Raw genomic sequence first — 11466 nt, forward strand, 5'->3', positions numbered from 1 at the left:
TGACTCTCCTATATCAAAATCTCCCTGTTCCCCTTGGCATTTGGAGATGAGAGTACCCCCGTCGCCTCAAGCTGATCAATAATATTGGCTGAGCGATTATACCCGATCTGCAGTTTTCTCTGAAGATAGGATATGGAAGTTTTTTTATCAGAAAGAACTACGGCTTTAGCCTCTTCATAAAGCGGATCCAGGTCGATCTTACTCTCTCCTGTATCCAGTGATGCACCGCCCCCTTCAATAAGGTAACTCTCATCATATTCAGGAACGCGCTGTGCCTTGATGAACTCGACAATATTTTCAATCTCTTCTTCTGTTGCCCATGGAGCATGAATACGTACAAGTCCCGTCATTCCTGGAGGTGTGAACAGTCCGTCTCCACGTCCCAGCAGACTCTCTGCTCCCATCGAATCCAAAATAACTTTAGAGTCTATTTTCTGTCCCACACGATAACTGAGCCTTGAAGGGAGATTGGCTTTGATGATACCGGTTACCACATCCACACTCGGTCTTTGCGTAGCAACGATCAGGTGAATACCGCATGCTCTGGATTTTTGGGCCAATCGTGCAATAGAGGTTTCCACTTCCTTCCCGCCATTCATCATCAGATCCGCGAGTTCGTCAATAACAATCACAATAAACGGCATAGGTTCTGCAGAACCGTCTTTCTTGACCTTTTCATTGTAGTTATCGATATTCTTGGTTTTCTTGTCTGCCATCAGACGGTAGCGCCGCTCCATCTCTCCTACCATGTTCGCCAATGCAGCGATCGCTTTTTTAGGTTCTGTAATAACCGGTGTAATCAAATGGGGGATCTCATCATAAATTGAGAACTCCAGCATCTTCGGATCTATCATCATCAGCTTCAGATGCTCCGGATCGTTCTTGTAGAGCAGAGAGAGGATCATCGCGTTGATTCCTACCGACTTACCTGAACCTGTCGTACCTGCGATGAGCAGATGCGGCAGTTTTTTGATGTCGGTAATAAAAGGTTTCCCGACAATATCTTTTCCCAGTGCGATCGTCAATGGGGACTTTGAGTTTTGGAAAAGTTCACTCTCCAGTATCTCTCTTAGATAAATAATATCCGTACTCTCATTGGGGATCTCTATCCCTACCACATCACGCCCCGGGATCGGTGCCTGTATACGTATAGTCTCGGCACTCAGTGCCATTGCAAGATCATCCTGGAGTCCAAGTATCTTGGAAACCTTGACATTGGGTGCAGGTTTGAACTCAAATGTCGTAACCAGCGGTCCGGTATAGGTTCTGACCACATCACCATTGATATTGAAGAGCTTGAGTTTCTCTATGAGATCACCTGACTTTCTGTCTATCTCTGCTTCATTTACTCTTTTCTTATGCCTGGGTGCTTTTTGCAGAAAATCAAGTTTTGGCAGCTTGAAGTTCTTGGGTTTCTCCACTTTTCCTTTATCAAGCTCCTGCATCAGCTTGGAGTTCTCCTCAAGCTCTTTGACAATCTCTACCCCGCTTTTGGTAGCAGTCGTTTCTGTTTTTTCATCTGCTTGAAAGTCAAAGCTCTCTTCTATAGGCGGCTCAAGCTCCATGATCTCATTGAGAACAGGATCTTCCGTCTTCTCTTTGGACTTTCTTGCTTTTTTCGGTACCGTTTTTTTTCTGCCTGACGAACTCTTGCCTGCGATCGCTTTTACTTGTTTCTCTTCAACAACCGGTGTATCGATGATCGGCATCATCTCATCTTCAAGTTTGGGAGAAGCAAAAGGGTTTGTAAAGATGATTTTCATCATTTTTCCAAATCCGGAAGCAAGTTTTCTGAAGCCTTCACCTGAACTCTTTTTCTCTACATTTTTCCTTGATCTTCTCTCTTTTCTTTCCGGTATAAGTGAGCGCCACTCAAACTCATCATCAACGATAAAAACTGCAGCAAGAGAGATGGTCATCAGCCAAAGAAGCCATAAACCCGCTTTCCCAATATAGGGTAACAGAAAATCCACTACCTGCGCACCAAGGTAACCGGCATCTTTCAGATCAAGTACCAAAGACTCGAACAGTACTGCTCCGATAAAAAGAAGTATCCACCCCAGATAGAAATCGATCTCTTTTCTTACACTTGCATCAGTATAGAGTTTGTAAAGCGGATAAAAGAGCAGCAGGATGTTTACATATGCAAAATACCCAAAGAGATGGAGATTGGTATCACCTACTATCTTCCCGATATTTCCTGCCAGTGCTGTATCTCTGAAAAAAGTAGAGAATGCACCATAAATAAAAAGTATAGCTGTAATAATGATCGTGATCTTCACTCGTCATCCTAAATTATTGATAATTTAATATTAATTAATGAAGATATTATAACAAATAAATATTATGTAGCTATAAAAATATGCTAAAATGTCATGTTTTTCGTTTTTGGAGGCTACTAAAGTAGATTTAAGTTCTCTGAGAGTAGAATTCGACCTACGTTTTTGAACGTAAATGCCTCGGTGGTGGAATTGGTAGACACGCTAGACTCAAAATCTGGTGGGCTTTGCCCGTGTCGGTTCGACTCCGACCCGAGGTACCACATCATATTCGGATTAAAAGAGTTATTATTTTAATTTCGATATACTTTCAGTCATGCGGGAATAGCTCAGTTGGCTAGAGCGTCAGCCTTCCAAGCTGAGGGTCGCGAGTTCGAGTCTCGTTTCCCGCTCCACTTTACCCAATAATTACACCTTTTCATACCATTTCGCACAATTTATCAGACTTCTCCCCTCGGGTTATTCACTATTACACACTCTTTACACACAAAAATTTTTATAATTGTATATGAAATATTACTTCTAAAGGATCAAAGATGAATAAAATAGCTCTATTATCGGTTTTTATACTCATCGTCAGTGTAAATGCAAAAGTGGATGGTGAGTACAAAAAGAGGGTTGGAGGCTGTTTGATAGAAGGAACAGTATATGACTGTAATGCAGGCCAAGTCCATTGTGAAAAAGGAAAGTGCTGGGGTGACTGGGGACTAAACGGCAAAACCTACGGCAAATTTGTTAAAAGTGTAAAAAAAAGTGACAAAAAAGTGACACACTAGCGATATTGCACAACTCTGGAGAATCAGGAAAAAGAGATTTTCCAGACTTTCAATTCAAAACTTCTGCATGAATATCAACTATTTCTTTAAAACTTGATCCATATCACTTGACCGCTGAACCTTTTTATGCTATAAATGATACTAAATAACTCCGAATTAGGAAAACCTATGGCACAAGAAGAGATAAACAAAGCTGTCTCGGGTGAATACAAACTCGGTTTTGAGATCGATATCGAAACTGATGTAGTACCGCCCGGACTCAATGAAGATACCATACGCTTCATCTCAAAGAAAAAAGAGGAACCCGAGTGGATGCTCGAACTTCGTCTCAAAGCTTTTGAGAAGTGGCAGAAAATGACAGAGCCGCACTGGGGGCATCTCGAGTATGACCCTATAGACTATCAGTCCATCTCCTATTTTGCTGCACCCAAAAAGGGTCTGGAAAGTCTGGATGAAGTGGACCCCAAGATCCTTGAAGCCTACAAAAAGCTGGGGATCCCTCTCGAAGAGCAGAAACAGCTTGCAGGCGTTGCCGTTGATGCTGTTGTGGATTCTGTGTCGGTCAAAACAACCTACACTGAAGAGCTTAACAAACATGGCGTGATCTTCTGTTCTATTTCAGAAGCCATACGCGACTACCCTGAGCTTATCAAAAAATATATGTTTTCTGTCGTCCCCATGACAGACAACTTCTTTGCCGCACTCAACTCTGCTGTCTTTACCGATGGAACATTCGTGTATATCCCAAAAGGAGTGCGCTGTCCAATGGAACTGAGCACCTACTTCCGGATAAATGCACTTAATACAGGGCAGTTCGAGCGTACGCTCATTGTAGCAGATGAGGGTTCTTATGTCAGCTACAATGAGGGATGTTCTGCTCCGACACGCGATGAACACCAGCTCCATGCTGCTGTAGTGGAACTGGTTGCAATGAAAGATGCTGAGATCAAATACTCTACCATACAGAACTGGTACCCCGGTGATGAAGAGGGAAAAGGCGGGATCTACAACTTCGTAACCAAACGCGGGATATGTGCCGGAGAAAATTCAAAGATCTCATGGACACAGGTGGAGACAGGATCAGCCATTACCTGGAAATATCCAAGCTGTATCCTCAAAGGTGACAACTCTGTAGGAGAATTTTATTCAGTTGCTGTGACCACCCTGGCCCAGCAGGCTGATACAGGAACAAAGATGATCCATCTGGGCAAAAACACCAGTTCAACCATTATTTCAAAAGGGATCTCTGCGATGAAAGGGCAGAATACCTATAGAGGCTTGGTAAGGATAGGAGCAAAGGCTTCTGGTGCACGCAACTACTCGGAATGTGACTCCCTGCTGATCGGTGACAGATGTGGGGCCCATACTTTCCCTTATCTGGAGGTCAAGAATGCTGAAGGGCAGGTAGAACATGAAGCGACTACAAGCAAGATCAGCGATGAGCAGCTTTTCTACCTGAGACAGCGGGGGATCAACGAAGAGGATGCGGTCAGTATGATCGTACACGGCTTCTGTAAAGAGGTCTTCTCCCAACTCCCTATGGAGTACGCTGTAGAGGCAAAAGCATTATTGGAATTAACACTGGAAGGAAGCGTAGGATGAAAACACTGGAAATAAAGAACATACATGCGAAGATCGGAGAAAAAGAGATTCTCAAGGGACTCAACCTGGAACTTGAACCGGGTAAAGTACATGCCATTATGGGGCCAAACGGTGCAGGAAAATCGACTCTCAGCAAAACGATTGTAGGACACTATGATGTGGAAGTAACAGAGGGGGATATTCTCTATAAAGGCAAAAGTATTCTTGAGATGGAGCCTGAGGAAAGAGCACTTGAGGGGATATTCCTCAGTTTTCAACATCCTGTGGAGATTCCGGGAGTGAACAACGCCTATTTTCTCAGGACTGCACTGAATGCCAAGCGTAAACACGAAGGCAAAGAGGAGCTCAACGCTGCAGAATTCCTCAGAGAGATGAAAAAACATCTTGAAATGCTCGGAATGAAAGCCGATATGATCAGCCGTTCATTGAATGAAGGCTTCTCCGGTGGAGAGAAGAAACGCAACGAGATCCTGCAGATGCTCATCCTTGAACCGGAAGTGATCATTCTCGATGAGATCGACTCCGGTCTTGATATTGATGCACTCAGAGCAGTAAGTGAGGGGATCAATATGATGAAGGACGGTAAACGCTCATTCCTTGTCATTACCCACTACAGCCGTATTCTTGACTACATTGAACCTGACTATATCCATGTACTCAAAGAGGGGCGTATTATCAAGACTGCCGGCCCTGAGCTGGTAGCAAAACTTGAAGAGGAAGGGTACGAAAGCATCATCGAGGAAGCACAATGAAACTGAGTGAGCTCAAGAACCTAACCCTCACCCAGGCAGCAGCCTTCCTGGATGTCGACAGGCACTCCATGGCACTTGAACGTTTTGTGGGGCTGGGACTCCCCTCCAAGAAGAGTGAAGAGTACCGCTACTTCCATATTGAGAAGCTCCTGGAGGCAGAGTACCGAAGGCTCAGCTATGTACCCAGACCTGTCCAAGAAGCAGAGAAGGTCGTCATCGTTGACGGTATAGTAACACATGCACCCAAGGGTATGCGCATCTACTATGAGCAGTATGAAGCGATAGACAGTGAACACTTTGATCCTCTCTACTATTTGGGTCATCTGCTCTCTCCACATGTTATCAGGATCGATCTTGATGGCGATGCAGACATTGAGATAGAACACCACTACACCCAAAGCAATGCACTTATCCATTACCGCATTGCCCTGCTCAACCAGGCAAACCGTCATGCAACGGTATTTGAGAGTTTTCATGAAGAAGAGATAAGCAATACCCTGGTACTGTATGGTTATGATGTGCTCGTTGCACCGGACAGTACCCTGCGCATCCTGAAAAACCAGCATATGCACGGCAACCGTTATGCTATGGTTGCTTCACACAGAATACACCTTGAAGAGCGTGCCAATGCCGTCATTAAAAGCTTCGACCTTGGTGGTGACATGGGACTTCAGCTCATCAAAGTGGAACTGGAACGCTATGCACATATCGATGCAGGGCATCTTCTCTATCTTAACGAGCATGCGCAGCGTGGTACAGTCTCCAAGATCATCCACCAGGGTGAGCACTCAATCTCTCATCAGGAAGCCAAAAACATTCTCGACGGTGATGCAAGAGGGATCTTCGATGCGCTCATCAAAGTTGAGCACACTGCCAAATATACCAAAGCATATCAGAACTCCAAGGCGATCCTGCTGCATGAAAAGGCCTATATGGTTGCAAAACCGCAGCTGGAGATCTATATCGATGAGTTGGAAGCATCTCATGGCTCCACCACCGGACAGCTGGATGAGAAACAGCTCTTCTACCTGCGTTCACGCGGTATAGAGTATATGGAAGCAAGAAAAATGCTCGTTATCGCTTTTGCCAACACACTTATTGAGCAGGTCAAGGACCACAGACATCAGGATATCATTAAAGCTTCTTTCGAAGAAACATTCTATGCTGCACAAGAGGCAGCTGACAGTTAACAGTAACAGAAATTAGTAGAGAAGGACAATACCATGACCATGGAAGAAACTCTGGCACAATACAAGGAAGATTTTGAACTCTTTCCAAGCGACAATGACAAGATAGAGTATATCTTTGACCTTGGGAAAAAGCATACCGAACTGCCCCCTGAGGAAAAGAATGATGAAACTTTCGTAGAGGGGTGTTCCTCTGCAGCATGGCTGGTGGGTGAATGTAAAGATGGCAAGCTCATCCTCAGGGGGGAAGGAACCTCAGAGATGGCAAAAGGGATGATGACACTTTTGTTGGATATCTTTTCAAACCGTACTCCTGACGAGATACTCAGTTTCGATCCGATGAAACTGCACGATATGGGTGTAGTCGAACTCCTCTCTCCTGTACGTCAGCAAAGCCTGGAAGCTTTCATCAAGAAGGTCTACGGGTATGCTCAGAAGTGCAAGGAAGAAGGATAAAGGAGAAAAGATGAAAGATCCTAATGACATACAATATGATGATATCCCCTCAACTGCCGAAGAGTTGGCGGCATGGGAAGCAAAATTCGGTAACAGTGCAGTTGGCGGTGTAGACAACCGTTTTGATGCAACCGAGGATAAGTGTTTTAAACCCGAAGGGGCTGAAGCAGATGAGAGCATGGTTCCCAAGGTCATTGAACAACTCTCGACCATTTATGACCCGGAACTGCCTGTAGATATTTACAATCTGGGACTCATCTATGATATAGACTGTTGGAAAAACCCGACAACCGGGCTCACAGAATGTAAAATAACCATGACCCTTACTTCAGCCACCTGCTCCATGTCCGAAGTGATCGTTGACCTGGTACGTTCCATTCCCAAACGTATGGAAGGACTTGAGTGCCTGGATGTTGAACTGGTCTTTGATCCGCCATGGAGTCAGGACAAGATGAGTGATGAAGCCAAACTGGCAATGGGAATGCTCTAATCCGCAGAAAAGGAAACCTGCACACACTCTTTAACTACTTTTGTTATAATCCCTCCAAGAAAACCCGGATCAGGCAGCAGAACTGCCGTCTCTTCCGGATTAAAGATAAAGGCAGAAGATGAAGTTGGTCGTAGCCATTACCGGAGCCAGCGGAGTACAGCTGGGTAAGAAGTTTGTAGATTACCTGCCATCAGATGTTGAGGCACATGTGATAGTCTCAGACAACGCTGTGACCGTCGATTTTTTTGAGAACAAAAATGTAACACTGCACAATTGCGAAAATATTGCCGCCTCCGTCTCAAGCGGTTCTTTCAGAGTCGATGCCACCGCCATCATCCCCTGCTCCATGAACACTCTTGCCAAGATCGCCTGCGGTATCAGTGACAATCTCCCTACCAGAGTTGCTGCAGTAGCACTCAAAGAGCAGAAAAAACTGCTGCTTGCCCCAAGAGAGCTGCCCCTCTCCGCCATTGCACTGGAGAACATGCATAAACTCGCCTCTCTGGGTGTCATTGTCGCCCCACCGGTCATAGGTTACTACTCTGAACAACAGACTCTCGAGGATATGGAAAAATTCATCATAGGCAAGTGGTATGATGTACTGGGGATACCCAATGACCTTTACAATCGTTGGGAGTGAGAAATTAAGAGTAAGGAGTGAGGAGTTATGGTATGCTTTCTCTCAGAAAGCTTTTATTATGTTAGAGGAACTAATGACATATCATCTATTCAATAAAAGCATTGCACCGCAATGTTTACCAACACTATCAACTCTTAACTGTCAACTATCAACTACAGACCTCACCGGGGTACTCCTATGAGAACAGCGATCTACCCCGGCACTTTCGATCCTATTACCAACGGCCACCTCGATATCATTAAGCGTGCCTGTCATATGTTCGACCGTATTATTGTGGCAGTTGCGGCATCTGAGTCTAAAAAACCGATGTTTACTCTCGAACAGCGTATCCAGATGGTACAGGCGGCCACTGCAGATTTCCCAAAGATCGAAGTGATCGGCTTTGACAAACTGCTTGTCGACCTTGCAAGTGATCTTAATGCCAATATTGTCGTACGGGGACTCAGAGCAGTCAGTGACTTTGAATATGAACTGCAGATGGGATATGCCAATGCCTCACTCAAATCCGATCTTGAGACCATTTATCTCATGCCAAGTCTCAACCATGCTTTTGTAAGCTCCTCTGTCGTACGTGCCATACTGGCATATGACGGAAAGATTGATCACCTTGTTGCTCCGGAAGTACACCGTATCATCAGGGAGATAGGTACATAATGTATATACTTTTTGAAGGTATTGACACCTGCGGAAAAAGCACGCAGATCGAACTGCTTAAAAAGACCCACCCGGAGATCATCACCACGCATGAACCGGGAGGCACATCTTTTGGCAAAAAAGCCAGAGAGATACTTCTGAATGACTCACTCCGGTCCAAGAGAGCCGAGCTTCTTCTTTTTCTGGCTGACAGAGCAGAACACTATGAGGAGATAGTGGAACCGAACAGATACAGTATGGTTATTTCTGACAGGGGGTTCATCTCCGGTATAGGATATGCACTTGCCAACGGAGACTTTGACTTTGATGAACTTGTGGCATTGAACAGGTTTGCGCTCAAGGGGCATTTCCCTGACCGTATCATACTTTTTATCACCAATATGGAAACCTTGCAGGAACGCACCTCCCAAAAAAGCCTTGACGGTATAGAACTGCGTGGACTTGAGTACCTGCTTCAGGTACAGGAACATATGAAAGAGAGTATACTCAGACTTGATATCCCGCATCTCTTCATCGATGCAACAGAGAGCATTGAAAGTATTCATCAATCCATTCTTACCTACTTGAAGGTATAATTCCAACTTTAGTGAAGCGTGAGAAGTAAGAAACTCCGGTATACGGTGCAGCAGCTCCGTTTTAATAAACCCGAAACAGGCATTAGGGATCACTGGTCTTTTAGTGATGTCCGGCAACTCCGATGCAAAATCCGGGATAAACATTTTCTGTAAGGAAACACAATGATCAAACCTCTACGCGGTATGAAGGACCTCACTTTTGAGGAGGCAGAACGTTTTAACTATATTGTCGACACTGCTTCAAAAGTAGCAAAGCATTACGGATACAGCTACATTGAAACACCGATCCTTGAGGAGACGGCACTCTTCAAACGTTCGGTAGGAGAAAGTTCCGATATCGTAGGAAAAGAGATGTATCAGTTCGAAGACAAAGGAGGCAATGATGTCTGTATGCGTCCGGAAGGTACTGCCGGCGTTGTACGTGCTTTTATCTCTGCCAAACTCGACCGTCAGCCTGTCAAACAGAAATTCTACTACTACGGACCGATGTTCCGTTATGAAAGACCCCAAAAAGGAAGACTCAGAGAGTTCCACCAGTTTGGATGTGAAAGCTTTGGTGAGGCTTCGGTCTATGAGGATTTTACCATTATCACAATGATCGCCCGTATCTTCAAGGAACTTGGCATAGGTTTTGATCTTCAGATCAACTCACTAGGGTGTAAAATCTGTATGCCTAAATACAAAGAAAATCTTGTAAGTTCTCTAAAAGATATCAAAGAACAGCTTTGCGAAGACTGTAACCGCCGTATCAGTACCAATCCCATAAGGGTGCTTGACTGCAAAAATGACAAGTGCCAGGTAGTTTTGACTGATTCACCAAAACTTATCGATTACCTTTGTGAAGAGTGTGACCCGGACTTCAAGCGACTTACAGAGCTGCTGGACAAAGCCGGTATCAGCTATGAAGTGAACAGCAACCTGGTAAGAGGATTGGACTACTATGGGAAAACAGCCTTTGAATTCGTCAGCAACGAGATCGGGGCGCAGTCTGCCATCGCCGGTGGTGGACGCTATGACAGACTCGTTGAGTTTCTTGACGGCAAACCGACCCCGGCAGTAGGATTTGCCATAGGGATTGAACGTATTATGGAACTTGTGAAGATGCCTGAGAAACAGAAAGAGGGCTATTATATGGGAGCTATGGTACCGGAAGCTGTAGAAAAGGTTATTATGCTTGCAAATAAGAGACGCGGAAGCGACAAAGTGACTGTAGAATACACATCAAAAGGCTTTAAAAGCCATATGAAGGGTGCCGACAAGGCTAATGTCCGTTACGCTCTTCTCATTGGTGAAGATGAACTGGCAAACGACACTGTATGGCTGAAAGACCTGGAGAGCAAAGAGGAAAGAACCATCTCTTTGGAACTGTTTGAGGAAGAGCTGTAGACTTGCCTTCAAGAGTACCTTTTATACACTTTGTCAGCAGGTAGATACCATGGCTATACTCCTGCATAGTATTAACCCGGATTAACGGGAGAGCCATACTACCAGGTCTTTGGTCAACTTGGCCATCGCTCTGTTCGTAGCCTTCACATACCCCTCGGCATTCACTGTCGGTGTATCTTCTCTATAACTGAACCGCGTCGTTTTTATGAGATTTCCGGTATCAGAGTTGATCAGGCTGAACTCTATGGATACGACAGCATAAGAGTCCTCACCGCGTATATGATGGGAGAGATCGTAGATCATGCTTTCCAAACGCAGATCCTCACCGGCAGTGGAAGCATAAGGAAGTACTGCTTTAAAGAGTCTGCTCTCATGCAATGCCTCAATCACACTTCCCTGCACCAGTTTCTCCAGAGAGTTCGACCACTCTGAGTTCTGATAGACTCCATGGTCACTGCTGCTGTAGGAGAAGCGCATCTTATCTGTGATCTTCTCTTTAAGTGTCTGGGGGAAAGAGACCTTTAGCACTTTTGTACGGTATTTGTTTGTTGATACCACAGGGACTTTCCCTGCATCCAGTGTATAGATTTTTATTGGTGCCGCCTCTTTCATCGCACAGCCGCTTAAAAGCAAAAGCACTGCGATCATTCCTGCATATTTCATTTTCAT

The 11466-nt window shown here is 44.9% G+C and carries 12 protein-coding genes and 2 tRNA genes; 12 read left to right on the forward strand and 2 right to left on the reverse strand.

All coding sequences use genetic code 11. The features are described 5' to 3' along the window. Positions 1-8: 8 nt before the first annotated feature. On the reverse strand, positions 9-2282 hold the full coding sequence (locus tag IMZ28_RS06870; RefSeq protein WP_197547853.1) for an FtsK/SpoIIIE family DNA translocase: 2274 nt from the start codon (positions 2280-2282) through the stop codon (positions 9-11). A 174-nt stretch (positions 2283-2456) separates the two neighbouring features. Here IMZ28_RS06870 and IMZ28_RS06875 point away from each other — a divergent pair. The 12 genes from IMZ28_RS06875 (at position 2457) to hisS (ending at position 10797) form a co-directional block, all read left to right on the forward strand. Further along, a tRNA-Leu gene (locus IMZ28_RS06875) sits at positions 2457-2542 on the forward strand. A gap of 55 nt (positions 2543-2597) precedes the next feature. Further along, positions 2598-2674: transfer RNA gene (locus IMZ28_RS06880), tRNA-Gly, on the forward strand. A gap of 141 nt (positions 2675-2815) precedes the next feature. Next, positions 2816-3055, forward strand: coding sequence for a hypothetical protein (locus IMZ28_RS06885; protein WP_197547854.1), 240 nt, complete (start codon positions 2816-2818; stop codon positions 3053-3055). Between the two features lie 168 nt (positions 3056-3223). Next, entirely contained in the window at positions 3224-4657 is a 1434-nt protein-coding gene (sufB, locus tag IMZ28_RS06890) for a Fe-S cluster assembly protein SufB (RefSeq protein ID WP_197547855.1), read from the forward strand. Continuing rightward, positions 4654-5409: a Fe-S cluster assembly ATPase SufC gene (gene sufC / locus IMZ28_RS06895; RefSeq protein WP_197547856.1), complete on the forward strand. Its 756-nt coding sequence runs from the start codon at positions 4654-4656 to the stop codon at positions 5407-5409. The genes sufB and sufC overlap by 4 nt, the downstream gene beginning before the upstream one ends. Continuing rightward, the gene (locus IMZ28_RS06900) at positions 5406-6599 is read left to right on the forward strand and encodes a SufD family Fe-S cluster assembly protein (protein WP_197547857.1); all 1194 of its coding nucleotides are present in this window, start codon (positions 5406-5408) and stop codon (positions 6597-6599) included. The genes sufC and IMZ28_RS06900 overlap by 4 nt, the downstream gene beginning before the upstream one ends. 33 nt (positions 6600-6632) lie before the next feature. Further along, positions 6633-7052 carry a SufE family protein gene (locus IMZ28_RS06905; protein ID WP_197547858.1) on the forward strand — a complete coding sequence of 140 codons (420 nt, stop codon included), beginning with the start codon at positions 6633-6635 and terminating at the stop codon, positions 7050-7052. 10 nt (positions 7053-7062) lie between these two features. Then, positions 7063-7542, forward strand: a complete 480-nt coding sequence (locus tag IMZ28_RS06910) for a metal-sulfur cluster assembly factor (RefSeq protein WP_197547859.1) — start codon at positions 7063-7065, stop codon at positions 7540-7542. Between the two features lie 118 nt (positions 7543-7660). After that, complete coding sequence (locus IMZ28_RS06915; RefSeq protein ID WP_197547860.1) at positions 7661-8182, forward strand: UbiX family flavin prenyltransferase; 522 nt, start codon at positions 7661-7663, stop codon at positions 8180-8182. 177 nt (positions 8183-8359) lie between these two features. Further along, positions 8360-8836 (forward strand): pantetheine-phosphate adenylyltransferase, encoded by a 477-nt coding sequence (coaD, locus tag IMZ28_RS06920; protein ID WP_197547861.1) that lies wholly within the window; start codon positions 8360-8362, stop codon positions 8834-8836. Further along, positions 8836-9411, forward strand: coding sequence for a dTMP kinase (gene tmk, locus IMZ28_RS06925; protein ID WP_197547862.1), 576 nt, complete (start codon positions 8836-8838; stop codon positions 9409-9411). Before coaD ends, tmk begins: the two co-directional genes overlap by 1 nt. Positions 9412-9573: 162 nt before the next feature. Then, the gene (gene hisS, locus IMZ28_RS06930; protein WP_197547863.1) at positions 9574-10797 is read left to right on the forward strand and encodes a histidine--tRNA ligase; all 1224 of its coding nucleotides are present in this window, start codon (positions 9574-9576) and stop codon (positions 10795-10797) included. Between the two features lie 81 nt (positions 10798-10878). On the opposite strand, the gene IMZ28_RS06935 is transcribed toward hisS, so the two are convergent. Beyond that, positions 10879-11466, reverse strand: coding sequence for an ABC-type transport auxiliary lipoprotein family protein (locus IMZ28_RS06935; RefSeq protein ID WP_232087432.1), 588 nt, complete (start codon positions 11464-11466; stop codon positions 10879-10881).

Source organism: Sulfurovum indicum, from assembly GCF_014931715.1.
GTDB lineage: Bacteria > Campylobacterota > Campylobacteria > Campylobacterales > Sulfurovaceae > Sulfurovum > Sulfurovum indicum.